Origin of the sequence: Novosphingobium sp. KACC 22771 (genome assembly GCF_028736195.1) — a bacterium.
Lineage (GTDB): Bacteria > Pseudomonadota > Alphaproteobacteria > Sphingomonadales > Sphingomonadaceae > Novosphingobium.
Genome location: NZ_CP117881.1, coordinates 584,199 through 609,647 on the forward strand (window position 1 = coordinate 584,199; position 25,449 = coordinate 609,647).

Below are 25,449 nucleotides of genomic sequence, written 5' to 3' on the forward strand. Positions count from 1 at the left end.
ATGATACGATCTAAAATTAAGCAATAGAAATCCTTGGGAACAGGGCCATTGAACCTGAGTGGCAAAACGCTGTCAAAGCGGTGTGGAAGAGGCGGAGTTTTGCGTGCAGGGGATTTATGGGCCGTGATCAATCCTGCGCGCCGCTGCGGCCATGCGCGGCCATTCAGCGCTGCATCAAATCGCCGCACTCCTTGAGACAGGCTTTTGCATTTCAGCGGTCGGGGCTCACCATGCCCTCGCGGCGCCAATCAAGCCGGGGGTCGCCAATCCTCGACCGAACAATTTCATGCCCGGTTCACGCCCGCCCCGCCTGCTGCCTGCGCTGCGTCGGATTACTGCGGCGGAAAACTTGTTTCGGGTTTTCCTCATGATCAAGGCGCGCTGTCGCAAGTTGGAGCCGTCGTAAAATCCGTGGGCTTTCGCCTTCGTTTCGGACCCAACTTTGGTTGTGCTTGGGCGCGAGTTACCGGAATACCCTTACGGTAAGGAGAAAGCTAATGGCCACCGCACCAGTTGAGCTTAGATATGATAATCCACCTCGGGCAAAAAATGAAATTCTGCCCGACCCGCGTCATCTTCTTGCCATTTTTTTACGGCGAATCGTCGTCTTCACCTGTGTATTCGCCTTGGTGATCAGCGCGGTTGTCGCTGCTCTGTTCATGACCAAGCCGATCTATTCTTCAACGGCCAGCATCCTGATCGAGCCGCGCAAGGCCGATCCTACCGGCAGCACGCCGGTGGTGCCCGGATTGCCCGCCGATACTTATGTGGTGGATACGCAAACCCGCCTCATCGGATCGCCCGAAGTGGCGCTGGCCACCGTGCGCGAGCTGCATCTGGCCAGCAATCCCGAATTTCGTCAGGCGGATAAGTCCGATGCGAAGGCACCTGTGGCCACCCCGGCGGGGACGCCCGTGGCGATGACCCCCGATGAGCGCGCGGCCATGACCACGCTGCTCAAGCATCTGCGGGTGCAGCGCTCGGGCCTGACCTATGTCATCGACATTACCGCCAGTGCGCAGTCGTCCGACATGGCCGCAGCCATCGCCAACAGCATCGCGCGCCAATATCTGCTGACGCAGAGCACCGCCAAGCAGAGCGAAACCGAACTGGCGGGCAGCTTTGTTTCGGGCCATGCCGACGAACTGCGTCGTACCGCGCTGCAGGACGATGCCAATCTGCAGGCCTATATCAACTCGCACAATCTGATGAGCGCGCAGGGGGCAACCGTTGCCGAGCAGCAGGTCTCCTCGCTCAACGAACAGATCGCCATGGCGCGTGCCAATTACGCTCAGGCGCTGGCCCGCTATGAGGCTGCGCGCGGCCAGTTGGCGAGCGGCGGCAGCGGCGGCGTGGGCGCCGTGGTGCAATCCGAAACGATCCGCTCGATGCGCGTTCAGGAAGCGCAGCAGAGCGCGCAACTGGCCGAATTGCAGTCGCGCTATGGCGAGCTGCACCCCGATGTGATCCGCGCCAAGCGCAATCTGGCCGATGTGCGCCAGCAGATCGCGGCCGAAACCAGCCGCATTCTGGCCTCGCTGCGGGCGGATGTCTCGGCGGCCAGCTCGAATCTGGCCTCGCTGCAAAACAGCCTTGGCGGCGCACGCAGCTCGCTGGTGGCCAACAGTTCGGCTCAGGTCGGTCTTGCCGATCTTCAGCGCAAGGCCGAGGCCAGCAAGACGGTCTATTCCAATTTCCTCCAGCGCTCTAAGGAAGTGCAGGCTCTGGTCAAGGCGCCGCTGCCCGATGCCAGCATTGCCGCTGTGGCCCGCCCGGGCGACCAGCCGCTGTGGCCGAACTATCCGCTGGCCTTCCTGTTTGGCGGCATCGGGGCGATCATTCTGGGCCTCGTGGGCGTGGCGATCGCTGAATATCTGGATGACAGCATCAGCACGCGTCAGGATGTGGCAAAGCATCTTGATGTTGAATATGCGGGCGGTCTGCCCGACATTACCAAACTGCCCAAGGCGCAGGCCGGCGGCGCGCCCGAGGACTTTGTGCTGGATCACCCCTTCTCGGTCTATACCGAGGCGGTACGCAACATCGGCGCCTTCCTCAAGCTGAACCGTCCGGGCGCGTCCAAGGTGGTTACGCTGGCCTCCTCGCTGCCGCGAGAGGGCAAGACCACGCTGGCGATCAGCCTGGCCCGTGTGCTGGCCGAAGGGCATGCGCGGGTGCTGCTGATCGACGGCGATCTGCGCCGCTGTTCGGCCAGCCAGTTGCTGGTGCCCGGCGCGCGCCATGGTCTGATCAGCCTGCTGAACGGCAAGGCCTCGCTGACCGAGGTCGTGCTGAAAGACCCGCGCAGCAATCTTGCGGTGCTGCCCGCTCTGGTCAAGGAAATGTCCTCCGGCGCGTTTCAGGCCGAGGCGATCGGTTCGCTGATGACCGAATTGCGCAAACAGTTTGACGTCATCATCATCGACACCGCGCCGGTTCTGGCCGTGGCCGATACCAGGCTGCTGGGCTGGCTCTCGGATGCCACGCTGATGGTTTGCCGCTGGCGCAAATCCAGCGCCAAGGCGGCCAAGGTTTCGGTTGATGTACTGAACCAGTCGGGCGCCCGCGTCGTGGGTACGGCTTTGACGCTGGTCGATACGCGCAAATATGCCTCGATCGGCGTGGGTGAGGCCTATGGCTATCACCGCAGTCTTTCCACCTATCATTCTTGAAAACAGTTCTGAAAATCATTCCCGCTGAATGGAGGATGCCGTGAAAAAGGCGCAATTGCCGCAATCCGGGCGGGAGATGCAGATACAGGAAGCGCTGAAAATGTGCCGCGTGTTCTTTGTGAACGCGGGTATTTTCAGCGCCTTTCTGAACATTCTTTATCTCGCACCCACCATCTATATGCTGCAGGTCTATGACCGGGTGGTGCCCACGCGCGGCTTTGCCACGCTGGGCCTGCTCACCCTGTTGTTTATCGCGGCGGCAAGCACGATTGCGGTGCTGGATCTTATTCGCACAAGGCTGTTCGTGATCGCCAGCCAAAAGCTGGACGTGCAGCTTTCGGGCCGGATTTTCGACGCGCTGATGCGCGCCGGGGCGGGCAGCGGGACCGCGACCAATTCCAGCCTGATGCGCGAATTCGACCAATTGCGTGGCGCGCTGACCGGGCAGGGGATGCTCGCGCTGTTCGATTTGCCATGGGCGCCGATCTATATCGTGGTCTGCACGATCCTGCATCCGCTGCTCGGCCTGTTTGCGCTGGTGGGCGGCCTGCTCCTTGGCTTGCTCAGCTGGCTGAACGAAAAGGTGACGAAGGCCGCGATCCAGAAAGTGGTCGGCGCCAACCAATCCGTGTTTCAGGCAATGGACAGCGCGCTGGCGCAGGCCGGAGTCATCGGCGCGCTGGGCATGCGCAAGGCTTTTGTCCGCATCCAGATCAGCGAGCGCCTTAGCTCCAACCTGATCAGCGCCCGCGCCGGGTTGCAGACGGCGGTCATCACCTCTTTCGTCAAGGCGATCCGCCTGATGCTGCAATCGCTGGCCCTTGGGCTGGGGGCCTATCTGGTCATCAGTCAGCAGATGTCGCCCGGCGCGATTTTCGCCGCCTCGCTGCTGGTGTCGCGCGCGCTGGCGCCGATCGAAATGGTCACGGCTGCTTGGAAAAGTCTGGTTCAGGCCCGCGCCGCCTATGAACAGATCGGCCTGTTGTTCGATGGCGTCGGCCCCACGCCCCAGCGCACATGGCTGCCCGAAGCGCAGGGGCGCGTGACGGTCGAGGGCGTGTCGGTGGCCTCGCCTGCGCGGGACCGTCTCCTCCTGCAAGGCGTTACCTTTGGGCTGATGCCGGGCGAAATGCTGGGTATCATCGGGCCCAGCGGCGCGGGCAAATCGACGCTGGCGCGCGCGCTGGTGGGGATTGCCCCGCTGGTCAACGGTTCGGTGCGCATCGACGGTGCGGCGCTGATCGACTGGCCAGAGCGCCAGTTGGCCGGGGCGCTGGGCTATGTTCCGCAGGAACCGACGCTGTTTCGCGGCACGATCAAGGAAAATATCGCCCGCTTTCAGGAGACATTTCCCGGCGAAGGCGGGCTGGACGCCGAAGTGGTCCGCGTCGCGCAATTGAGCGGGGTGCATGAATTCATCCTGCGCCTGCCCCAGGGCTATGACACCGAATTGAGCTATAACGGCAGCGGCCTGTCGGTGGGGCAGGCGCAGCGTGTGGCCTTGGCCCGCGCGCTGTTTGGGGCCCCGCGCGTGCTGGTGCTGGACGAGCCCAATTCGGCGCTGGACGCGGATGGAGAAATGCATCTGATTCGGACCTTGGCCGAACTGCGCAAACGCGGCGTGACCATCATCGTCGTGGCGCATCGCGCGGGCATCCTGGCCGATGTCGACAAATTGCTCGTCATTCGCGATGGGCGCGCCGAAATGTTTGGCCCGCGCAAGGAAGTGATGGAGCGATTGTCAGGCGGCAAACCCGCCGTTCCGCAGGAAAAACCCGAAACAGTGGCGAAGGATTGATCCATGTCGGACAACAACATTGTTACGATGGAGTTCGTCAACACCGAGAGCATGAAACTCTCGGGCGGGATCAAGATGATCGAGGCCAGCAGCCACCGCGATATCTGGGGCGGCTGGGCGATTATCCTGCTCTTCTTTCTGGGCTTCGGCCTCTTCTCCTTCCTTGTCCCACTCGACAGCGCGGCCACCGCCGAGGGCTCCGTCACCGTTTTTGGCAACCGTCAGGCGGTCCAGCATCGCGATGGCGGCGTGGTCAGCGCCCTCTATGTCCATGAGGGCCAATATGTCACCACGGGCCAAATCCTGCTCGAACTGAATGGAGGCGAAGTGGCCGCCAACGAACGGGCGCTGGCCAGTCAGGTGATCGGGCTGCAGGCCGAAAAGGCACGCTTGCAGTCGGAACTGACCGGACAGCGCGCGGTGAACGAGCCCATTGCTTTCGCCCGTCTGGACCCGCAGGACCGCAAATTGGCCGATGATGCGATGCGGTTGCAGCGCGCCGTGCTGGCCGCCCATTACACCGCCATCGGCCAGCAGCGCCGCGTTCTGCAAAAGCAGGCCGCCCAGTTGCAGCAGAAGCGCGGGGGTTTGAGCGAACAGATCGCCTCGGGCGAAAAGCAGGCCACGCTGTTTGACGATGAATTGTCGGGCGTGCGGGCTCTGGCCGAACAGGGCTATGCCAGTATGAACCGCGTGCGCGAGCTGGAACGCGCGCGGGCGCAATTGTCGGGCCAGAATGCCGGGCTTTCGGCGGACCGCGCCTCAATCGGCGCGCAATTGGGCGAAACGCAGATGCGCTCCATGTCGCTGGGTACGGATAATGACCGCGTCGCCGCCGATGAATTGCGCAAGGTGGACGAAAATCTGGCCGATATTCTGCCCAAATGGAATGCCGCGCGCCATTTGGTCGAGGCGACCAAGATCCGCGCTACGGCATCGGGTTCGGTGGTGGGGCTGACGGTGTTTACCGTTGGCGGCGTCATCGGCGGGGGGCAAAAGCTGATGGATATTGTGCCCAAGGAGGCCAATCTGGTCGTCACGGCGCATGTCAATCCCAATGAGGCGAATGACCTTCGCGTGGGCGATGTGGCCGAACTGCGCTTTCCCTCGCTCCACGAACGCCGTTTGCCGATGATCGAGGGTAAGGTGACGCGGGTTTCGGCGGATATCATTACCGATGAAAAGGCCAATACGTCTTACTATACTATCGAGGTCACGGTTGATCCCAAGGATATTGAGAAAATCAACCAGCTTAAGGGGCGGACTTCGGCGCTGAAACCCGGCCTGCCGGTTCAGGTCTTGGTCAAGGCCAAGAAGCGAACCTTGATCGAATACTTGATGGAGCCGTTCAGGCAGGCGCTGTGGCGCAGCGGGCACGAACTCTGATCATAAGAAAGGCCCCCTTGAAACCAAGGGGGCCTTTTTGCTGGCATCGATTTTGCAAACCTAATCGACCGTTTGCAAAAAGCCGAATTTCACCAACCAGGCGACGTGGCGCAGCAAAAACGGCGCCGGAACATCGGGCACCGCCGCCATCAATTCCCGAATGCGGGCCTCTTTGCCCTCCACCAAGGCACCGATCCGCGCCACCAGTTCGGCTGGCGGCAGCAGAGCGTCGACCAGACGCGCGGTATCAAGGTCCAGGGCATGGGCCACCCCCGCCTGCACCACTGTATCGGGCGAGAGATGCTGCGTCGAAAAGCCCGCAAAGAGCGTGAAAGGGTCGGTGTTGGCAGGCTCGGGAAATTGCCGCTGCATCAGGGCGGCGGGGGCGGTGGCGCGAAGTTCGCCCAATTGCGCCCAAAGCTCCTGATAGGCCTGAATGATCACGGGCCAATCGAATTTGGCCCGCACCCGCGCCCGCCCCGCCGCGCCCATTTTTGCGCGCAAGGCCGGATCCGCGATCAGGCGCGAAAGCGCGGCAGCGGCGGCGTCGATGTCCACGCTGGTATACTGGCTGATCGCGCCAATATAGGAATCGTAATTGATCCAGCCTTCCGCATAATATTCCGCAATATCGCCCGCGTGGCCCGGCGGCGGCTGGGTGGTGGGCACCAGAAAGCCGGTTTCGCCATCCACCACGCTGTCGCGGAATCCGTCCCAATCGGACACGACCACGGGCAGGCCGGCGGCCATGCCCTCAACAGGCGCAAGACCGAAGCTTTCCTGAATATTGTCGGCCAATTGATAGAAGATGTCGGCCGCAGCCCATGCTTCCCGGCGCAGATTGGCCTTGCGCCCATCCAGATAGGTAACGCGCACCGATGGTGCCAACCGTTTGGCCGCCTGACGAAAGGCGGCCTCCTGATGCTCATTGGCGAACCAGCCGACGAACAGCATGGCCAGTTTGCCCCCATCGGGCACGCTGGGCGCGGCGCGCTCCAGCGCCATCAGCATCGCGGCCGGGTTGGCCTTGGCATGCAGCGAAAGGCGGCCGACATAGACGCAGGCCACATCGGCCCGATCAATGCCCAGCCTTTGCCGCGCCTTGTTGCGCAGCGGTTCCAGCCCGTCAAAATCATCGGCGGCCACGGCCAGCGGGATCACCGGCAATTGCGGCAAATCCAGACTGCGTGCGCCATAGCGCTCCATGGCATAGGTTTGCTGCTGTTCGATCAGACGCTGGGCCACATCACGGATCGCCCGCGAGGGGCAGATCAGCGCATCCCAGCGATGGAACGGCGCGGAAACCAGTTCGGTCACTGCGCGCATCGTCCTGTCGCTGGACAAGGTATGGGTCAGCCCGCAGATGCTGTAGCGCGCCGCGCCATGGCGCCGCCTGCGCCATGCATGCTCGGTCAGCACGGGGTGATAGCAGAACAGCGTACCCGAACGCTGAAGCCCGGAGACATCCCGCGTGGTCATCCATCGGGCCTGCGCATGGGGGGCCATGGCCTTGATGGCGCGGCTGAATTCCTCCCCATCCGCCTTTGCGCGGACATGGGCTTCAAACGCATCCTCGCCCGAATGGCGGAGATAGGCGCGCAAAAAGCCCTCACCTGCCGCCTGTCGCCCCATCGGCGACTGATTCTGCATTGAGAATGCCTCGGGCACAAAGTCGATGGTGACGCTCATTATGCGGCGACCAGCGCGCCTGCCTTTTCATCCCACGCCAATCGCTTTTCCACCGGCCGGATCAGAAAGCTCTCTGCCTCCGCCGCCTGTGGTGTGTCGATCAGCACCGCGTCGAGCGCGGGATAGGCCGAGAGCGCCACCATCAGCGGTTCAAATTCGGCCTGCGGTTCAGATTTGGCGGTCGGGGCCACGCGGACAAAGCGGTCGCCGCGCCGCTCCCACCCGGCCAGCGTGATGTGGTCAAAACTGGCCAGATCGGCGGCGGGAAAGCTGTCGGGCGTTTGCGCATCGGGGGCAAAGGGCTGCACCAATCGCGGGCTCAGGCTCTTTGCGCGCAGGGCATGGGCGATTGTATCGAGATGCGCGCGGCCCGCATCGTCCAGCCGCCGCGAGGTGAGCACCGCCGCATTGGCTCCGTCTTGAACATTGATGTCGCGGCGGCGAAACCGCTCAATCCTGGCCCGCACCGGCAGCGCCAGCAGCGCCGCGGCATCGGGATGGCGCAGCATTTCGGCCAGCGCGGTGCCCCACTGCCGTCCCTTGATCGCGCCCACCAGCGTGTCAAACGCCAGCGCCCGGTCCAGCGAGGCATGGCGCTCGCGCCGCGCCGCCTCGACATCGGCCTGTCCGGCGATGCGTTGGGCAAATTCCAGATCGGCCACTTTCAGCGCCTCGATCTGCGGCCTTTTCAGCTTGGCCGAATTGGAGCTGGAATGCTTGCGATAGAAATACCACGGTTCGGGCAGGAGATAGAAATCCAGCCCATGTTCAAGCAGGCGCAGCAGGAAGTCATAATCCTGCGCCAGACGCAGCGCCGGATCATACCAAACATCGCTGGCCCGCCACGCATCCGCGCGCACCATCGGTTTGACATAGCCCAGCGAGCCATAGGGCCCATACATCGGATTGCCGCGCACAAAATCGGCCAGCGAGACCCGATGTCCGCCCTGTGCATGTTTGCCGCCCAGCAGCCCATGGGGCGCGCGTTTGCCATCGTCGTAAAAGGTCAGCAGATCGTCCGCGATGATCGCCGCCCCTTGCGCATCGGCCGCCTCGATCAGCTTGGCCAGACGCTGGGGATACATCAGATCGTCGCTGTCCAGCACGGCCAGCCAGCGCCCGGTGGCATGGCGCAGCGCCATATTGCGCGCCACGGCGGACCCGGAATTCTTTTCCAGACTATGCACCTGAACCCGGCCGGGGAATTCTTCGGCCATGGCGCGGGCGACGGCCACGCTGCTGTCGGACGAAGCATCGTCAACAAACACAACCTCAACCGTGACGCCGACGGAATCCAGCGCGGAGCGGATCGACGCGGCGATATAGGGTTCGCAGTTGAAATTGGGCATGATGATCGAGACGTCGAATGCGGACATGGCTGCGCCTTTAAAAATAGGATCGGCGTCCCATCGGTATCAGCCCTTTTGCGCTTTGCCGCATTCAGATGGCTCTTTTCTGGTGGAATTATACCTAAGAACCGGCCTTTTCGGACCAACTTTGCCCAAAACAAAACGCCGGCAGACATAATCCGCCGACGTTTTGTTTTGCTATTCAAGAGAAGGACCTGTGATGGTGCCTCCAACCTAAATATCGATCATTAGCCCCACTTGATATCGCCGGCGGTGGCCGACAGGGCTTTGCCGTTGAGCGAAACGATCGCGATCGTGTAGTCGTGATTGGTCGCTGAATCATGCAGATCGTAATAATACAGCACTGCATTCGGGCTCGAAGCGGGCGGAATGTAATATTGCGAGGTGCTGATGAGGCTGAGGGTCGAGCCTGCGCCAAAGCCGGTCAGCAAAAGCAGGTCGTTCGCGCCCGCCGCCCAACCGGCAGCGCCCTGGAAATCACCGATCGTCTTTTGCGAGACATACGGGGAAAGGGTGGAATCAAGATCACCGACCTTGATCACGAAAGTGTCATTGCCCGCGCCGCCGTTCATACGGTCGAGACCGGCGCCACCCCAGAGCACGTCGTTCCCGTCGCCGCCGCTGATCACGTCATTGCCCGCGCCGCCATACAGCTTGTCATTGCCTGCGCCGCCATTTAGGTAGTCTGCGCCCGAACCGCCGATAACCTTGTCGTTGAAGGCAGAGCCGTAAACGGTGTTGCCGCCGTTATCGAGCTGCAGGTTGAGAGGGGTTGTCGAATGAGTTGCGTCAAGAGTCGCCATAAATTTATCTCCGCTGCGTTGGACGGACAGAATCTAATGTCGCCGTCTTTGTTGCCCAACTATTCTACGGCAATGGGAATGGCGGTAAACATATAAAAATATGAATTTAGGCCATATTGGCCCAAATCGTCTAGTCATTTTTATGTTTCTATTCAGCATATTTGATAGGATTTTTTGAAAATCAAAGCGAAAAATTTCAAAATTTCGGATATTGATTAGGGAATAATGCTTATAATAAAGTGCTATTATGGGGTGAATGGGCACGAAAACGTTTGAAATCGATTATTGTTTCCATCCAAATGCGATGCAATATTCCGATGTATTCACCTTGTCAGCCTATTGGCACCGAGGGTCGCTGATCTCATTCTTTCGACTCAGATGCGAGGGCGTCGGGATGCCGTCGGCTGGGCGCCATTCCCCTCCAAAGGCGATGTATCTGACCTTTCCCCTAAGCTGTCTTACAGATTAGTTTCCGGGTGCTGCGAAGGGCCGAGAGGCAGATTGCCGTTAAATCACTGCCCTTTATCCTTCTATTTGTTGGGTGAACTATGGACCGTATCAGTCACTCTGCTCTTGCGCCCGGTTTACCGGCCGGTCCTGCGTTTGCTCGGCCAAATCTTAACGTCTCGCGCGTGAGCGGGGAGATGTGGGTTTCATTTTTCACTTTCGCGCTGCTGCTGTTCCTGCCGCAAACGCACGGGACGGCACCTATCTTTCTGATTCTGATCTACGCGGGTTTGGCCATAAAGCATCCCGGTGAAGTACTTCGAAGGATCAGGGGGCGCTGGGTGCTGTTTGCTCCGGGAGTTTTTGCTTTTATTTCAACTTTTTGGTCGATGGATTCGGTAACAACCCTTCGCCTGAGCCTCGAATTGCTTTTTACAATCTATATGAGCCTGTGGCTGGCCGGTTCGCGACGGTGGAACGATGTGGTTGCCGGACTGGCGATGGCGGGGATGCTTTACCTTCTGTCATCGCTGGTGTTGGGGCAAACAGTGATGATCGGAACCGTGCCCGGCAAGGAAGCCTTTTCCGGCTTCAATCTGGGCAAGAATTTGTTCGGCGATATTGCGGCTATCGGCATTCTGGCGATGGTTGCGCTGCATTTTCAGACATGGATGCAGCGACCGGTTGTGACGATGGCGCTGCTCCTGGTGCTCGCCATTGAGGTGAACGCGATTATTCTCTCGCAATCGGCGGGCGCCATGGTCGCGGCCTTCGGCGCTTGTGCGGTGATGGTCTTTGTCGTGATCCTGACCCGGGTCGATGCTGTCGTGCGCGCATGGCTGCTGATCGTGACGGGCTTGACTGCTCTGCTTGGGCTTCTGCTTTTCACCGTCATGGGGGATGTGGTCATGGACAACATGATGGGCCTTTTTCATAAGGATCCCACCATGACGGGGCGTCTCTATTTGTGGGCGCGATCCAAAGACATCGTGGACAGCCACCCATGGCTGGGGAGCGGGTATAATGCGTTTTGGGTGCAGGGAAACCTGGATGCCGAGGGCCTGTGGACCTGGGCCAGGATCCCGACCCGCACGGGCTTCAATTTTCACAGCACCATCATCGAAAATCTGGTTGAAGTAGGCTATGTCGGTACAACCATTCTGGTGCTGACAGTACTGCTGGGGGCCATGGGATTGTTGCGCCGCGCCATTCGTTCGGGCCAGACGGCGGCGGCATTCTGGGTCGCCATCCTTGCCTACGAATTGTCGCGCTTCCCGATCGAGGCTTTGGGGCCTTCGCCGTTTTATCATACCACAGTGCTCGTTTGGGTCGCGCTGGGGATGGCGTGGTCGGACGATGATCATGGCAACCGGTTTGCCCGACATGCGTAGCATCTTGCGCCGATTAAGCGGCCTGCCAGAGCGATTTGAACGTGTTGTCCGCGGGCAAAATTATATCCCGCAATTGGATGGATTGCGCTTCTTTGCGATCATCCCGGTTTTATTGTGGCACGCCTCGATCCGCGGTTATCGCAGCTTTGCGCAAATGTCAGGCAGGCCTAGCTCGGGCGAGCCGCATTGGTTGCCCCATGGAGAAATCGGGGTCGACCTGTTTTTCGTTATCAGCGGTTTCGTCATTGCCCGTCCATTTCTGGCCAAACTTGAACGGTGCCGCAGCCTTGATATCGGCCATTTCTATCTGCGCCGTTTGCTGAGACTTCAACCACCCTATTTGCTGGTGCTGCTCTGCTGTGCGATTGTGGCCTCGCTCGGCATCGCTCAGGAGGGGCGCAATCTTACGCGCAGCATGAGCAGTCTTGAGCAGACTTGGATCAGCTTTTGGGCCAGTGCGTTTTATGTCCATGTGCTGGTGTTTGGTCAGCCATCCGCGCTCAATCCGCCCATATGGTCGCTGGAGACAGAGGTTCAATTTTATCTGGTCAGCCCGCTTTTGATATGGCTTTACATGGGGTTAAGCCCAAAAACGTCGCGCCTGATCGTGGGCATCTGGGCCATGGCGCTGGTAACGGCTGCAGGCGCGGCCTTGCGTTCATCGACGGGCATATATGCGCCCTGGTCTTTCACACTGGCAACGCATCTGGCCCCATTCATGTTGGGCTGTCTGTTGGCGGACGTGCGTCCCTTGCGGCATCATCCGCGTAAACCGGCTAAGCTCATGGGTGACGACGGCTTTCTGCTTGGTCTGTCCCTGTTGGTTGCCAGCGGATATTGGGAAATGGCAGATAAATTTCTGCCTATTCTACTGCGCGATACGGTGCGATTGGCGGCTTGTGCGCTGATTGTCGAAGGCGCCCTCAACGGTACCTGGGTCGCCCAGATGGCCGGTTCCCGATGGATCGCCCTGATCGGCAGCGCCTGTTATTCGATCTATCTGGTGCATGTGCCGCTGATGGTGACGGTATGGCTTGTCATCGGCAATGTACTGCATCCGCCAGCGTATCTGATCATGCCTCTGGCCATGACTTTGCTGCCTTTCCTTGGAATTGCCGGGGGACTGGTATTTTTTGCGGCGGTCGAACGTCCGTTCATGGACTCTCATTGGCCATCTCGATTGATTGGCGCTTTTACCGCGCCTTTCCAACGCTCAGAGAATTCGCGATGACATTTCAAGCCACCAAATTTCTGCGAATGGGGCTGGCTGGGCTCGCTGCTGCTGCTTCGGGGGCGCTGTTGTCTATTCAGGCGGGCTGGGCCGGCGCAAAGGAAGTCCTTGTCACGACCGTCGCGCCGGCTGCAAACCCCATACCCGCCGCCAGCCTGCCCTTTCCGGTGCGGCTGACCTTTCACGACGAATTCGACGGCTTTTCGTTTTTTGACGAACACAGCCAGAGCGGGCGCTGGCGGACCCAGTTCGGATATGGCGGCCCCACCATGGTCGAAAGCCGGGCCTTGGCCGGCAATGGTGAGCGTCAGGCCTATGTCGATCGCGATTTTCATGGCGTGGGCGGTGAAAGGTTCACCGTCGATCCGTTTCGCATCGCCAATGGCGCGCTGGAAATCACCGCCGATCGCGCATCGCCAGCGGTGAAAAAGGCGATCTGGGGGCAGGATTACACCTCCGGCATGATCGCCACGCGCTTCAGCTTTGCCCAGCGCTACGGCTATTTCGAAATGCGCGCCGCCATGCCGGTGGGCAAAGGCTTCTGGCCCGCCTTCTGGCTGCTGCCCATGGACAAGAGCTGGCCGCCGGAAATCGACATTGTCGAGGCCATCGGGGGCGATCATTTGTTTTTCACCCCCCATTGCCCGGGCGAACACAGCAAGGCGGCGGGCGACATGAAGCTGAGCAATCCCGGCGCCTTTCATACCTACGGCTTGCTGTGGACGGCGGAGAAATTGCGCTGGTATGTCGATGGGCATCCCGTGGCCGAGGCTGCGGCATGTCCGGCGATGCGGCGGCCGATGTATGTGCTGGTCAATTTTGCCGTGGGGGGCAAATGGCCCGGCAATCCCGATTCGAGCACGCCCTTTCCCGCGCGCATGAAGCTCGATTACATCCGCGTCTGGCAATCGCCGGATGAACTTGCGCGCGATTGATCGCCGCCAATCCTGATTTACCTGAAGGGGGCAACATGTCTGGCTCGGCCGGTTATGGCAAAGTGCATACGGCAATTTCGGCGATCAACGCAGGGCTGGCGGTGCTGGCTCCGCTGGGCATGTTCGTCTATTTCAGCCACCATCTGACCCCCGCGGTGATGGGCGTCATGGCGTTCTGCCTCGCCTGGATCGAGGTGCTCAAGGCGCTTTGCCCCAATGGATTGTATGAGGCGCTGTTGGTGGACCGCGAGGCCGACCGGGCGCGCGATGCGGCGGCGGGCGGGGTGTTGATGGCCTGCGCGCTGGGGGCTTTCGGGATCTATCTTGGCGTGGTGCTTTTCGCGCTGCCCCGCATGGGCGCGGCGGCGGCGGGCCTCGGGCTGGCCGCGATGATCGTGGGGGGCAAGCTGGCGTTTGACACGCTGGCCCAGCATCCCACCGCGCTGCTGGCGCGGCGGCAGGCCTATGGCGCAATGGCCTCGCGCGGGCTGATGAGCAATGTGGGCGGGATCATCATCGGTCTGGCCTTGTCGGGCCGGGTCGGGCCGGTATGGGGGATGGTGGGCTATTATCTGGGCCAATCCATGCTTAATTGGCTGGCGGTGATTATCGCCGGGGGCGGGGCGGCGGTCTCGCTGCGCTGGCGTCAGGCCGCACCGCTGATGCCGGTGGCCTGGATGTCCAGCCAGGTGCGCGCCATCGGCACGCTGAACAATTTCTTCGATCAGGTGCTGATCGGCGCCTTTCTGACGCCCGCCACGCTGGCCATGTATAATCTGGGCAAGCGGGTGGACATGGCTCAGATCGCCGCCTCACAGGCCTTTGTCGCCACGCTGTATCAGCCGCGATTTGCCGCACATAGCGGAGACGGGCTGCGCGATGATTTTCGCAAGGCGCTGGTGATGATGAGTTTTCTGTTCGGCGTGCCTTCGGCGGTGCTGCTGCTGCATGCTGATACGGTGGTGTCGCTGGTGTTTGGCGCGCAATGGATGCCTGCTGTGCCCGTGGTGCAGGCCATGGCAATCGGCGGCTATTCGCGGGTGATCGCCAATGTGCAGGGGGCCTATTTCTCGACCCATGGGCATAATCGCCTGCTGCGCAACCGCACGCTGATTTCCACCGCCATGACCATCGCGCTGGTCGCGCTGGCGCGGTGGATCGGCATGGCCGAGGTGGCTTGGGCGATCACGGCCAAGAACATCGCGGTCTGCCTATGGTCGGCGGGGCTGACGCGGCATCTCTCGTCTTTGCGCGATTTTGGCTTGATCGTTGTTGGCCTGCCGCTGGCGGGGCTGATCGGGGCGATGATGGTGGCCGCGCTGGGCGGATCGTTGGCTCATGCCTATGGCTGGCCGGGGACGGTGGCGCTCTGGGCGGTGTCGGGGGGCGTGGCGCTGTTGGTTGCCGGGTTGGTTCACCAATTGGCCGTGGCCGAGCAATGGCGCAAATGGCGCCGCCCGGCCCTACGCACCTGAACCGCGCACCTGAACCGGCCGGATCACGCCGGGGCTGAATATTCGCGATAGGGGGCAAAGCCCAGCGCCGAGGCAAACACCCCCATATGCAGCGCCGCGCGCAACGCATGCCTGGCCGCCTTGGGCGGGCGGGGCAGGTTGAGCGTGGCCAGCAGCAGGAACAGCCCGGCCTTGGCCACGGCCAGCGCCGAGCCCTTTACCGAGTTCCCCTCCTGACGCAGTACGATGAAATGCACCTGTCCGCTGCGGAACCGCCGCTTGATCAGCCAGCCCAAGGTCATGCGTGAGAGCGGGGTAGGCTCCTCGACAATGGCGCCGGGGGCATAGGCCAGCTTGCCGCCCGCCTTATACATATCGCGGAAGAACAGCGTGTCCTCGCCGCCGATCTGGCCCATCTCTTCCTTGAAACGCAGGCCATGCGCGCGCGCGAAATCCATGTCGATCAGGACGTTGCACGTATAGCCCTTCCACGGCGGGTCCTGCTGGTCGATGGTATTGGAATGAAAATCCTCGCCCGCGATCCAGCGTGGCACGCCGCTGTCTGGATAGATGGCGCGGGCAACGCCAAACACCGCCTGATGGCCATCGCGCCCGGCCACCAGATTGGCCAGCCAGTCGGGCAGGGCGATTTCATCATCGTCCATAAAGGCCAACCAGCGCGTGGTGCAGGCATCCAGCGCAGCATTGCGCGCCAGCGAGATGTTGAACCGGGGCGCGTGGACATAATCCAGATCCAGCGCCAGATCGGCGCCCATGGCCATAATCTCGGCGCGGCGCCGATCATCCTGATCGTTGTCGATGACGCAAACCCGCATCCGCGCCCGTTCGGGCCCCTGTTCGAACATAGTCTGCCGGACGAGGGAGCGCAGCGCATCCCCGATCTGGGGGCGGCGCAGCGTGCATATGGCAACCGTCACCTCAAGGGGCGCCGGCATAGGTTTGGTGTCCTCAATCACGTGTTTGCCCCTCATTCGGTCTGATCGGGATGCGGCCCGGCGTTACAATCGCACGCCATCGGCGCGTACCACCGAGGAGAAGTAGCTCTCGACGGCGCGCAGGCTGCCCTCGCGCGAGAAGTGCCCGTAGTCGACGAAATAATAGGTCGAGCCCGATTTGTACTGACAAGACCGGCCATTACAAAAGGCGCTCATCGGGTCGATAAAGGTCGCCCCCTTGGCCAGCTTCATCATCCTGGCGTTAAAATCGGCATCGACGGAGGTGAGCCATTCGCTTCTGTCCTTCTGGGCGCTTTGGCCTGAAAGATAGTCGATGCGCTGCACATCCATCGCGAATTCTGGCGATTGGCCGATGACGACCACGCGCACCCCGGCGCGGCGCAGCACGTCAATCGTTGCGGGCATTTCATGCAGCGTATGCTGGGGCACATCGGTCCATTTTGCGGCCATGACCACGGTGTCGATATGCTGCTGACGGATCAATTCCGGCACACGCTGGTTCGAGGCCCGGCATCCCGTGCGGGCCAGCGAATTATAGGTCAGCAGCGGCGGACAACCGGCAAACGTATATTGCAGCACATCGGAATTGATATGCAGCCCATCGCGCAGGATGCCCGGCGTATATTGCGCGGCAAAGGAATCGCCCCACAGCAGGATGCGGCCCTTTTCGCCGTGGATGCGGGTGCATTTGGCCGCGTCCCAATCGATGGGCGTGGTGGGGTCCTGATGGAAACATTGCGCGCCGCCCCAATCCTCCAGCCCGGCGATCTTCTGCTGGCGCCATTCGGGATAGCGCCATGCAAAGCCATGACCCATCACCGGCAGCAGGCCCAGCGCCACCCCGGTAAGGCTGGCGCCGACGCCGCCCGCCAGCACCCGGCGCATATGGTGGGGGGCGATATGGCGGGTCGGCTGTTCGATAAACCGCCAGAACAGCGCGCCCAGCACGATGCTGAAGCCCGCCATGGCCAGCCCTTCGACCGGCGTTGGCGCCCGCAGCATCCGATATTGAAACAGCGCAGCGATTGGCCAGTGGACCAGATAGACCGAATAGGAAATCCAGCCGATCCACACCACGGGCCGCCGCGACAGGGCGCGCCCGACGAGGCTCTGGTCCTCGCGGCGGCGCAGATTGGTGCCCGCCGCAATGCACAGCGCCGCGCCAACGCAGGGCAGCAGCGCATACCAGCCCGGAAACGGATCATCCTCGCGCAGCAGCAGCATGCCCGCCGCAATTAGCCCCGCCCCGGCCAGGCCCAGCGCCTGACGCGCGGCCCGTGAAGGCTGCGAGCGCGGATCGAAAGTGGCCAGCCAGACGCCGATCAGCAGTTCCCAAGCGCGCGAGGGCAGACCGAAAAAGCCCAGCGTCGGCGCGAGAAAAACGGCCGCGACACTGACCGCAAAACTCGCCAGCATGATCAGCGCCAGCGCCCACAGCGCCTTGCGCGCCGCAATCCGCGACAGCGCGTAAATCAGCAACGGCGAGAAGATATAGAACTGTTCCTCCACCGACAGCGACCAGGTGTGCAGCAGCGGCTTGGTCTGCGCCGCGCTGGCAAAATAGCCCGATGTTTTCCAGAAATAGAAATTCGAGGCAAAACCGCTGGCCGCCGCCGCCGATTTGCCAAAATCGATCAGATCATCGGGCAGCAGCAGGAAATAGCACGCCACACTGGTCAGCAGGAGCGCAGCCACAAAGGCCGGCGTGATGCGGCGAAAGCGCTTGAAGTAGAAATTGCCGATGCTGAACTGATCGCGGGCAATATCCTGATGGATGCTCTTGGTAATCACATAGCCCGAGATCACAAAGAACACATCGACCCCGGTGTAGCCGCCGGGAATAAAGCTGAACCCGAAATGGAACAGCAGCACCGAAAGGATCGCTACGCAACGCAGGCCATCAATATCATCGCGCCTGGCCGACAGTGTCATGAAATGCTCCTATCGCCTGCCCCGCCGCAGGTGTCGGATTGGCGTCGTGGGCGGCGCCATCGGCCCCGCCCACGACGCATCAAGGAATCAGAAGAAGCGTTCGCCCACCTTCACCGTGTCGCCCGGCAGCAGCATCAGCGGGTTCGACCGATCATCGGGCACCGGGTGATAGCTGTCCTCATTATTGTGGCGCACCAGAATTTTCTTGTGGCTGGCGCGATAGGTAAAGCCGCCTGCGGTGGCCACCGCCTGTTCCAGCGAGATATTGGGGCGATAGGGATATTCGCCCGGCTTGTTCACTTCGCCCAGAACATAGAAATTGCGGAAATCGACCACCTCGACCGCCACGCGCGGATCATTGAGATATCCCGCGGCCAGTCGGTCGTGGATCGTGGCCTGAATTTCGCCGCGGGTGCGATTGCCCGCCTCCACATCGCCGATCAGCGGAAAGGAGATGAGGCCGCCGCTGGTAATCGCATATTCCCCGGTCAATGCCGTTTCGCCGTAAACGGTGATGCGCAGCCGATCGCCCGGACCAAAGCGATAGTCGCCGGGCACGGACGCGTTGGCCGCGACAACATTGGCGGCGCTGATGCGCGGTGCGGTTTGGGCTGCGCCCTGCGTCATCCCGATGGGAAAGGACAGGGCAACGGCAAGAGCCAGGCCAAGGTAGTGCCGGCGGGCTGGTTTTGAGCGCATGGACCAATCACTCCTGACAAATAACCTGCCGCGGGCGCGATCAGGCGATAGTTTCCGGTTCGCATGGGCAAACCGCATGAGGTGATTGTGCGTAGCATGAAAAAATATGTATCAGGCCGTAACTGCATTCGTTTTGAAGCAAATGACCGCGCCATTTGGATCGTATCGGCGACGCCATGTTTTGATGCCAGATTCAAGACCGGGTATCCCGGCGGGCAATAGTTGGCGATACGGTGGGTTCGCGCCTTCGCGCGGCCCGGCCGATTGGGCGGGGCGATACTTGGGGCTTGCGTCCATGGGGCGATCTATCCGACCCGTTCTGGTCCGATGTTGTTGTGCAGGCCCGATCCGCGCTGCCTCCCCGCCGGGCGGCGGCGGGGCAGGGGATATCAGTTGAGAAGAAGACGGGCCAAAGCGAAAACGCCGCCCCAGGTCAGAGCCGTGCCGGCAATCAGCACACCCAGACGCACGGCGGGCGAATATTTGCCGTCAAATCGTTCAACATCGGTCAAGGCCTGATGCGGCACGATACGCCCCCGGTGCGGACGATTGTGAAACTGCACCTTAATGACCCGATTGTCTTGCGGTTTGGACGCGGCGCCATTCGCGCCTGCCAAGGGAAAACTGGCCACATTGTCCATGTTCATTTGACATACCCTTCTGCTGTGGCCCCCTCTTTACCGAAACTGCCCTTATTTTTCGTTAGGAGCAGTGGTTCATCATATGCTGCGACAGTGCGCCGGATTTCTACTTAATGCAGTTTGGCCATAGGTCGTTCCCGTCGCGGGTGGCAGGGATGCAAAAAGCCGGGTTGGCGTTTCCACTGCCAACCCGGCTTTTTGCAATATCCCGAACCATGGCTTGCATTCACCGTTTCGCGCCTGCCGCCATGCCTTGCGCCCTCCGGATCAATAAGACCCATGTTGGCGCAGCACCGCCGGAATGGTGCGGACAATGATCGCGCTGTAGAGCAGCGGGCTGCGGGTGCGGACATACAGCACATCCATGGCCACGCGGCGGCGATAGGATGTGTCATTACGGCCCGAAACCTGCCACAGGCCGGTGATGCCGGGGCGCACCTTGCAATAGGCGTTGAACCGGCGGCCATAGCGCACAACCTCGCCTGCCACGATCGGGCGCGGCCCGACCCAGCTCATCGTGCCCATCAGGACGTTGAAGATCTGGGGCAATTCATCAAGGCTGGTCTTGCGCAGAAAGGCGCCGATCGGCGTGATGCGCGGATCATTGCGCAATTTGTGGTCGCGCTCCCATTCCGCCCGTGCCGCCGGATTGTCGCGCAGCAGCGCGGCCAGCCGTTTATCGGCATCGCAAACCATCGTGCGGAATTTGCAGCAGTAGAACTCGCGCCCATCGCGCCCGATGCGGCGGTGGCGAAAGATCGCGGGGCCTTCACTGGTCAATTTGACCGCAAGGCCAACCACCAGCAGCAGCGGCGCAAAGACGATCAGGGCGGCCAGTGACAAAACGATATCAAGAACGCGGAACCAATCGAATCCTTTTGCGGATTCGTCGGCATCATCGCATTCATCATCCAAAGAATAGTCACCATATTTGAAGAAAGCCTGGCCATTGACCGGGCGATCTTCGGACTTAGCGACACGCGATCGCGTCGAAGCGATGGATTGCGCAGGCATTGCAACCATAGAATGACTCCCCTTGTGTGCAGTGCAGCGTAGTCGTTGGTCGCATGTCAGTTAATCGGTTACGCATCCGAAATGGTGCCAAAGACTGGATCCTGGTTCGTGGCGTGTCGAAATAACGGATGGATTTGGTTTTCGTCTGCGTGGGCGCTGATTTTGCTTTGGCGGGCTTATTCCATCGCGCTTATTGGTAAAATGCGACATGGCGCCGCGGATTTGCTGCAATTGCGGCTATGCGCGCTTGCGGTTGATAAAGACGATTGCAACCGTGGCTTAAACCCGGCTGATCGGTTCCAGATCGGGCCAAACTGGTCAAGGGCATTGTGCAGTTGCGGCATGGATCACGGGTGGCACAATCGTGGCGCAATGCGCCGGCGGGAACGGGCGCTGCGGCTTGCCCAAATACCCCGCCGGGCCTTGGGAGATCGCCCCTGCCTTGCCCCAGCTTGGCTTTTGGCCCTGCCTAGCCATGGCCAAGCGCCGAAAAACCCACGCGGATTGCATCGGAGTCGCATCGCCTCCATGCCGCGCATCTGTGGACGGCGCGATTATGGTCCTATCTTGCCGCGCGCGGGGCTCTGGCCTAGTTTCGCCCGATGGATGAGGACAAGGATTTCACTCCCTTCAAGGGCCGTATCCTGCGCGAGGACAGCCATGCGCCGCGCGCGCCGGTGCGCCGCCATCGGCTCTCCACGCGATTGTGGCATTGGATCAACCTTTTGGTCCTGATCGTGATGGCGATGAGCGGGCTGATGATCTTCAATGCCCATCCGCGACTCTATTGGGGGGCCTATGGCGCCAATGACGATCCGGCATGGCTGGAATTTGGCGCATGGACCGATGATGCCGGGGCCAATCATGGCGGTATCACCCTGCTGGGCCATACGGTGGAGACGACGGGCGTTTTTGGCCTGTCGCGCGGGGGCGATGGGGCCGAACTGGCGCTGGCCTTTCCCGGATGGATGACGCTGCCCTCGACCTATGATCTGGCCATGGCGCGCAGTTGGCATCTGGCCTTTGCATGGGGACTGGCGCTGGGGCTGGCGGCCTATCTGCTGTGGTCGCTGATAAATGGGCATATCCGGCGCGATCTGCACATCACGCGGGCGGAATGGTCGCCGCGCTCGATTGCGCGCGATGTGGTGGATCATCTGCGCTTTCGCTTTCATGATGGCGGCTATGGCGTGCTGCAGAAGCTGGCCTATGCCGGGGTGCTGTTTGGCCTGTTGCCGCTGATGATTGCTTCGGGTCTGGCGCTCTCGCCGGGGATGGATGCGGCGGCGCCTTGGCTGCTGGACGTGCTGGGCGGGCGGCAATCGGCGCGGTCGCTGCATTTTCTGGGGCTTTGCGCGATTGTGCTGTTCGTGGTGGTGCATCTGGCGATGGTGCTGGCATCCGGGCCGATCAACCAAATGCGCGGCATGATTACCGGCCAAAAGCGCGAAGGAGGCAGGCCATGATTTCCAGACGGGGCCTGATCGCGGGCGGTGGCCTGCTGCTCTCGGGTTGCGACCGGATTGTGCGCCAGCCCACGGTGGCGGGCTGGGTCGAGGATGCGGCGGGGCTGCACCGGCCCGCGCAGCGCCTGCTGCTGGGCCGCGATACCTTGGCGCGTGAGTTCCGCGAATCGGAGATGTCGCCCACCTTCCGCTCAAACGGCAACACGCAGGGCGACGCAGCATGGGCGGCCCATGCGGCCGAGGGCTTTGCGCGCTGGTCGCTGCGCGTGGACGGGCTGGTCAAACGCCCGCTCGACCTGCCGCTGACCGCGCTCAAGGCCATGACCCAGCGCCGCCAGATCACCCGCCACGATTGCGTCGAAGGCTGGTCCGCCATTGGCCAGTGGCAGGGGCCGCAGTTGGGGCAGGTTTTGGCCATGGCGGGGTTGCTGCCAACGGCGCGATTCGTGGTGTTCCACTGCGCCGACAAGACCGGCGAGGATCCGTATTACGAGAGCATCGACCTTGTCGACGCCTTTCACCCCCAGACGATCCTCGCATGGGCGATGAACGGGCGCGCATTGCCGCTGGAGCATGGCGCGCCGGTCCGCCTGCGTGTGGAGCGGCAGTTGGGATACAAGCAGGCGAAATATGTGATGCGGGTGGAAGTGCGCGATACGCTTGCCGGGCTTTATGGCGGCAAGGGCGGGTATTGGGAGGATGTGGCCGGGTATCAGTGGTATGGGGGGATTTGATTTTTCCGAAGGTTTGCCTCCGGCGGGTTAAGGGCGGGGGCCCTTAACAATCCCGTTACTGTCTTCGTTGCGTTTGGAAAGGCGACCATGCGCGGCCCCGGAATGAATAAAGCCTGCGGCGCCTGAAGGTATGTTCTCTCCGCGCCGCAGGCTTTCAAATCATAAGTCGCGCGCCAGTCTGCCGACCACACGCCACCCCAGTAATGGGATTGTTAAGGGACGAGTCCCTTAACCCGCCGGAGGCATCTTCACCCCACCAACCGCAACCCCTCGCTCACTTCAACCCCACCCTTGGGCTGATCCGGCCAGATCCCGCGCGTGTCATAGACGATCTTGCCCGCACGCTCGGCCAGCGGCACTTGGCGGAAGGAATCGTGATCGACGAGGACGAGCAGGATGTCGCATTCCTCCAGCGCCTCGTCGAGGTCGATCTGGGTCGCGCCGGTGCCTTCGAACTCGCGGGGCAGGGCGGTGGCATAGGGTTCGACGATGCTCATCCGCTCGCGATATTTGCGCGCGAGGGTGGCGGCGACAAGGCGCGCCGGGCTCTCGCGGAAATCGTCGATATTGGCTTTGAACGCCAGACCCAGCGCCGCGATGCGGGCATTGGGATGCGCGGCGATCAGCTCGTCAGCCTTGGCGATAACGTGGTGGATCTTGCCATCGTTGACGCCCCGCGCGGTGCGGATCAGCGGGGTTTCAGCCGGCGCGCTCGACACAATGAACCACGGATCGACCGCGATGCAATGGCCGCCCACGCCGGGGCCGGGCGAAAGGATGTTCACGCGCGGATGGCGGTTGGCCAGCTTGATGACTTCCCACACGTCCAGTCCCATGCGGTCGGCGACGATGGAGAGTTCGTTGGCAAAGGCGATGTTCACGTCGCGATAGGCGTTTTCGACCAGCTTGGTCATTTCCGCGCTGCGGGCGTCCGTGGCGATGCACTGGCCGCGCACAAAGATCTTGTAGAAGCCCACCGCCTTGCGCGCGCAACGCGGCGTGATCCCGCCGATCGAGCGGTCATTCTCGGTCAGCTCGTGCAGGATGCGCCCCGGAAGCACGCGTTCCGGGCAATAGGCGATCGACACATCGGGCGTGTCGCGCGTCAGACCGGGGATCTTGAGATCCGGGCGCATTTCGGCAAACAGATCGCGGATCTGCTCGGTCGTGCCGACAGGCGACGTCGATTCGAGGATCACCACATCGCCATGCTTGAGCACCGGCGCGATGGAACGCGCGGCGGTCAGCACATAGGACACATCCGGCTCATGATCGGGGCCAAAGGGCGTGGGCACGGCGATGACAAACACATCGGCAGGCGCCACCTCCAGCGAGGCCGTCAGCAGCCCGCGCCCGACGACCGCATGCACGAGGCCGTCCAGATCGACTTCCTCAATATGGATTTCGCCGCGGTTGATCGTGTCCACCACCTTCTGGCTGACGTCGATCCCGCGCACGCGACAGCCCGACCGGGCGACAATCGCAGCCGTGGGCAGGCCGATATACCCCAGCCCCACCACACAAACGTCAGGCTTCTTGTCCGATTTCATGCGCCCCATACCTCCTGCGCCAGTGCGTCCATGATGCGGCGCGAAGACTGCCCATCCCCGAACGGGTTATGGGCGCGCGCCATGGCTTCGTAGGCGGCCTTATCGTCAAGAAGGCTGAAGATTTCGGAAACGATACGCGAAGAATCGGTGCCTACCAGCCGCGCCGTGCCCGCAACAACGCCCTCGGGCCGCTCGGTCGTTTCGCGCATCACCAGAACCGGTTTGCCCAGCGCAGGCGCTTCTTCCTGCACCCCGCCCGAATCGGTCAGCATGATTTCGGCCATAGACAGCAAACGCGCGAAATGCGGATAATCGAGCGGCTCGATCAGCGCGACATTATCGAGGCCCGCCAGCCGCTCATTCATCACCGCGCGCACATTGGGATTGAGATGCACGGGGAAGATGATCGCCGTATCGGGGCGCTCGGCAATCTGGCGGATGGCGCTGGCGATGTTTTCCATGCCTTCGCCGAAATTCTCGCGGCGGTGGCTGGTGACGCCGATGATCCGCTTGCCCTTGAAGCGCTTGGCCAGGTCATCCAGCCCGGCGGCCAGCGAGGGCTGCGCCTCGATTCGCGCCAGCACCCAATGCAGCGCGTCGATTACGGTGTTGCCCGTAACATGGACCCGATCCACGCTAACGTTCTCGCGCAGCAGCGCCGCCTCGCTGGTGGTGGTCGGCGCAAAATGCAAAGAGGCGATGCCGCCGATGATCTTGCGGTTCACTTCTTCGGGCCATGGGTGATAGATATTGCCCGAGCGCAGGCCCGCCTCGACATGATCGACCGGCAATTTGCGGTAATAGGCCGCCAGCGCGCCCGCCATCGCGGTGGCCGTATCGCCCTGAACGATCACGCGGTCGGGCTGCACCTTGTCCATCACGGCGCCCAATTCGGTCAAAAGCGCGGCGGTCAGGCCATCAAGCGTCTGATTCGGGCGCATCAGGTCAAGGTCGTGATCGGGCGTGATCCCGGCAATTTCCAGCACCTGATCCAGCATCGCGCGATGCTGGGCCGAAACGCAGACGATGGGCTCGAATCGCGGGTCCTGTTTTAGAGCCTCCACCACAGTGAATAGCTTGATCGCTTCGGGACGGGTGCCGAAAATAACAAGGATCTTGGCCGGAACTTCGGTCATGCGGATGGACTGCCCTCGTGAATGCCTGTGGCGCTGTTTTAGCTTCGCAGGTGTTAACTGTAATATAAGAGCCTTGGGCCTAAGCCCCGTGGCGGCAAATTCCATGCCGAGCCGCCAGAGGGGG

The 25,449-nt window shown here is 61.6% G+C and carries 19 protein-coding genes; 9 read left to right on the forward strand and 10 right to left on the reverse strand.

Annotated elements, in window-relative coordinates; translation table 11 throughout:
• The first annotated feature begins 497 nt into the window (after window positions 1–497).
• The 3 genes from PQ467_RS02640 to PQ467_RS02650 are packed head-to-tail and all read left to right on the forward strand — an operon-like array spanning window position 498 to window position 5,856.
• Complete coding sequence (locus tag PQ467_RS02640) at window positions 498–2,672, forward strand: GumC family protein (protein WP_274175013.1); 2,175 nt, start codon at window positions 498–500, stop codon at window positions 2,670–2,672.
• Window positions 2,673–2,712: 40 nt separating this feature from the next.
• A complete protein-coding gene (locus PQ467_RS02645) occupies window positions 2,713–4,470 on the forward strand; it encodes a type I secretion system permease/ATPase (RefSeq protein WP_274175014.1) in 1,758 nt (585 codons plus the stop codon).
• Window positions 4,471–4,473: 3 nt separating this feature from the next.
• Complete coding sequence (locus PQ467_RS02650; RefSeq protein ID WP_274175015.1) at window positions 4,474–5,856, forward strand: HlyD family type I secretion periplasmic adaptor subunit; 1,383 nt, start codon at window positions 4,474–4,476, stop codon at window positions 5,854–5,856.
• Between the two features lie 60 nt (window positions 5,857–5,916).
• Here the strand turns inward: PQ467_RS02650 and PQ467_RS02655 are convergent, their stop codons facing one another.
• From PQ467_RS02655 to PQ467_RS02665, 3 genes are all read right to left on the reverse strand, one after another.
• A complete protein-coding gene (locus tag PQ467_RS02655) occupies window positions 5,917–7,545 on the reverse strand; it encodes a glycosyltransferase family 4 protein (RefSeq protein ID WP_274175016.1) in 1,629 nt (542 codons plus the stop codon).
• Window positions 7,545–8,921: a glycosyltransferase family 2 protein gene (locus PQ467_RS02660; RefSeq protein ID WP_274175017.1), complete on the reverse strand. Its 1,377-nt coding sequence runs from the start codon at window positions 8,919–8,921 to the stop codon at window positions 7,545–7,547. Before PQ467_RS02660 ends, PQ467_RS02655 begins: the two co-directional genes overlap by 1 nt.
• A gap of 221 nt (window positions 8,922–9,142) precedes the next feature.
• Window positions 9,143–9,718: a calcium-binding protein gene (locus tag PQ467_RS02665; protein ID WP_274175018.1), complete on the reverse strand. Its 576-nt coding sequence runs from the start codon at window positions 9,716–9,718 to the stop codon at window positions 9,143–9,145.
• A 548-nt stretch (window positions 9,719–10,266) separates the two neighbouring features.
• Here PQ467_RS02665 and PQ467_RS02670 point away from each other — a divergent pair.
• From PQ467_RS02670 to PQ467_RS02685, 4 genes are read left to right on the forward strand one after another with little or no spacing between them, the layout of a single operon-like run.
• Window positions 10,267–11,556 carry an O-antigen ligase family protein gene (locus PQ467_RS02670; RefSeq protein ID WP_274175019.1) on the forward strand — a complete coding sequence of 430 codons (1,290 nt, stop codon included), beginning with the start codon at window positions 10,267–10,269 and terminating at the stop codon, window positions 11,554–11,556.
• Window positions 11,522–12,787, forward strand: a complete 1,266-nt coding sequence (locus PQ467_RS02675; protein WP_274175020.1) for an acyltransferase family protein — start codon at window positions 11,522–11,524, stop codon at window positions 12,785–12,787. Before PQ467_RS02670 ends, PQ467_RS02675 begins: the two co-directional genes overlap by 35 nt.
• A complete protein-coding gene (locus PQ467_RS02680; RefSeq protein WP_274175021.1) occupies window positions 12,784–13,722 on the forward strand; it encodes a glycoside hydrolase family 16 protein in 939 nt (312 codons plus the stop codon). The genes PQ467_RS02675 and PQ467_RS02680 overlap by 4 nt, the downstream gene beginning before the upstream one ends.
• A gap of 35 nt (window positions 13,723–13,757) precedes the next feature.
• Window positions 13,758–15,197, forward strand: coding sequence for an oligosaccharide flippase family protein (locus tag PQ467_RS02685; RefSeq protein ID WP_274175022.1), 1,440 nt, complete (start codon window positions 13,758–13,760; stop codon window positions 15,195–15,197).
• A gap of 23 nt (window positions 15,198–15,220) precedes the next feature.
• Here the strand turns inward: PQ467_RS02685 and PQ467_RS02690 are convergent, their stop codons facing one another.
• The 5 genes from PQ467_RS02690 to PQ467_RS02710 all read right to left on the reverse strand — a co-directional run bounded on the left by PQ467_RS02690 (window position 15,221) and on the right by PQ467_RS02710 (window position 20,448).
• Window positions 15,221–16,132, reverse strand: coding sequence for a glycosyltransferase family 2 protein (locus tag PQ467_RS02690; protein WP_274175023.1), 912 nt, complete (start codon window positions 16,130–16,132; stop codon window positions 15,221–15,223).
• Between the two features lie 63 nt (window positions 16,133–16,195).
• Window positions 16,196–18,085 (reverse strand): acyltransferase family protein, encoded by a 1,890-nt coding sequence (locus tag PQ467_RS02695; RefSeq protein ID WP_274175024.1) that lies wholly within the window; start codon window positions 18,083–18,085, stop codon window positions 16,196–16,198.
• Window positions 18,086–18,172: 87 nt separating this feature from the next.
• Window positions 18,173–18,784 (reverse strand): polysaccharide biosynthesis/export family protein, encoded by a 612-nt coding sequence (locus PQ467_RS02700; protein ID WP_274175025.1) that lies wholly within the window; start codon window positions 18,782–18,784, stop codon window positions 18,173–18,175.
• A gap of 389 nt (window positions 18,785–19,173) precedes the next feature.
• Window positions 19,174–19,431 (reverse strand): hypothetical protein, encoded by a 258-nt coding sequence (locus PQ467_RS02705; protein WP_274175026.1) that lies wholly within the window; start codon window positions 19,429–19,431, stop codon window positions 19,174–19,176.
• A 261-nt stretch (window positions 19,432–19,692) separates the two neighbouring features.
• A complete protein-coding gene (locus PQ467_RS02710; RefSeq protein ID WP_274175027.1) occupies window positions 19,693–20,448 on the reverse strand; it encodes a sugar transferase in 756 nt (251 codons plus the stop codon).
• Between the two features lie 593 nt (window positions 20,449–21,041).
• Here PQ467_RS02710 and PQ467_RS02715 point away from each other — a divergent pair.
• Both PQ467_RS02715 and PQ467_RS02720 read left to right on the forward strand, forming a co-directional pair.
• Entirely contained in the window at window positions 21,042–21,905 is an 864-nt protein-coding gene (locus PQ467_RS02715) for a cytochrome b/b6 domain-containing protein (RefSeq protein ID WP_274175028.1), read from the forward strand.
• A complete protein-coding gene (locus PQ467_RS02720; RefSeq protein WP_274175029.1) occupies window positions 21,902–22,639 on the forward strand; it encodes a molybdopterin-dependent oxidoreductase in 738 nt (245 codons plus the stop codon). Before PQ467_RS02715 ends, PQ467_RS02720 begins: the two co-directional genes overlap by 4 nt.
• Window positions 22,640–22,887: 248 nt before the next feature.
• Here the strand turns inward: PQ467_RS02720 and wecC are convergent, their stop codons facing one another.
• Window positions 22,888–24,189, reverse strand: coding sequence for a UDP-N-acetyl-D-mannosamine dehydrogenase (gene wecC / locus PQ467_RS02725; protein WP_274175030.1), 1,302 nt, complete (start codon window positions 24,187–24,189; stop codon window positions 22,888–22,890).
• A complete protein-coding gene (wecB, locus tag PQ467_RS02730; protein WP_274175031.1) occupies window positions 24,186–25,325 on the reverse strand; it encodes a non-hydrolyzing UDP-N-acetylglucosamine 2-epimerase in 1,140 nt (379 codons plus the stop codon). Before wecB ends, wecC begins: the two co-directional genes overlap by 4 nt.
• Between the last annotated feature and the right edge of the window lie 124 nt (window positions 25,326–25,449).

Bases quoted from the DNA above. Each gene is read 5' to 3' on its own strand.
- PQ467_RS02640 (WP_274175013.1), top strand. From the start codon at position 498: ATGGCCACCGCACCAGTTGAGCTTAGATATGATAATCCACCTCGGGCA.
- PQ467_RS02650 (WP_274175015.1), top strand. From the start codon at position 4,474: ATGTCGGACAACAACATTGTTACGATGGAGTTCGTCAACACCGAGAGC.
- PQ467_RS02655 (WP_274175016.1), bottom strand. From the start codon at position 7,545: ATGAGCGTCACCATCGACTTTGTGCCCGAGGCATTCTCAATGCAGAAT.
- PQ467_RS02660 (WP_274175017.1), bottom strand. From the start codon at position 8,921: ATGTCCGCATTCGACGTCTCGATCATCATGCCCAATTTCAACTGCGAA.
- PQ467_RS02665 (WP_274175018.1), bottom strand. From the start codon at position 9,718: ATGGCGACTCTTGACGCAACTCATTCGACAACCCCTCTCAACCTGCAG.
- PQ467_RS02670 (WP_274175019.1), top strand. From the start codon at position 10,267: ATGGACCGTATCAGTCACTCTGCTCTTGCGCCCGGTTTACCGGCCGGT.
- PQ467_RS02675 (WP_274175020.1), top strand. From the start codon at position 11,522: ATGATCATGGCAACCGGTTTGCCCGACATGCGTAGCATCTTGCGCCGA.
- PQ467_RS02680 (WP_274175021.1), top strand. From the start codon at position 12,784: ATGACATTTCAAGCCACCAAATTTCTGCGAATGGGGCTGGCTGGGCTC.
- PQ467_RS02685 (WP_274175022.1), top strand. From the start codon at position 13,758: ATGTCTGGCTCGGCCGGTTATGGCAAAGTGCATACGGCAATTTCGGCG.
- PQ467_RS02690 (WP_274175023.1), bottom strand. From the start codon at position 16,132: ATGCCGGCGCCCCTTGAGGTGACGGTTGCCATATGCACGCTGCGCCGC.
- PQ467_RS02695 (WP_274175024.1), bottom strand. From the start codon at position 18,085: ATGACACTGTCGGCCAGGCGCGATGATATTGATGGCCTGCGTTGCGTA.
- PQ467_RS02700 (WP_274175025.1), bottom strand. From the start codon at position 18,784: ATGCGCTCAAAACCAGCCCGCCGGCACTACCTTGGCCTGGCTCTTGCC.
- PQ467_RS02705 (WP_274175026.1), bottom strand. From the start codon at position 19,431: ATGAACATGGACAATGTGGCCAGTTTTCCCTTGGCAGGCGCGAATGGC.
- PQ467_RS02710 (WP_274175027.1), bottom strand. From the start codon at position 20,448: ATGGTTGCAATGCCTGCGCAATCCATCGCTTCGACGCGATCGCGTGTC.
- PQ467_RS02715 (WP_274175028.1), top strand. From the start codon at position 21,042: ATGGATGAGGACAAGGATTTCACTCCCTTCAAGGGCCGTATCCTGCGC.
- PQ467_RS02720 (WP_274175029.1), top strand. From the start codon at position 21,902: ATGATTTCCAGACGGGGCCTGATCGCGGGCGGTGGCCTGCTGCTCTCG.
- wecC (WP_274175030.1), bottom strand. From the start codon at position 24,189: ATGAAATCGGACAAGAAGCCTGACGTTTGTGTGGTGGGGCTGGGGTAT.
- wecB (WP_274175031.1), bottom strand. From the start codon at position 25,325: ATGACCGAAGTTCCGGCCAAGATCCTTGTTATTTTCGGCACCCGTCCC.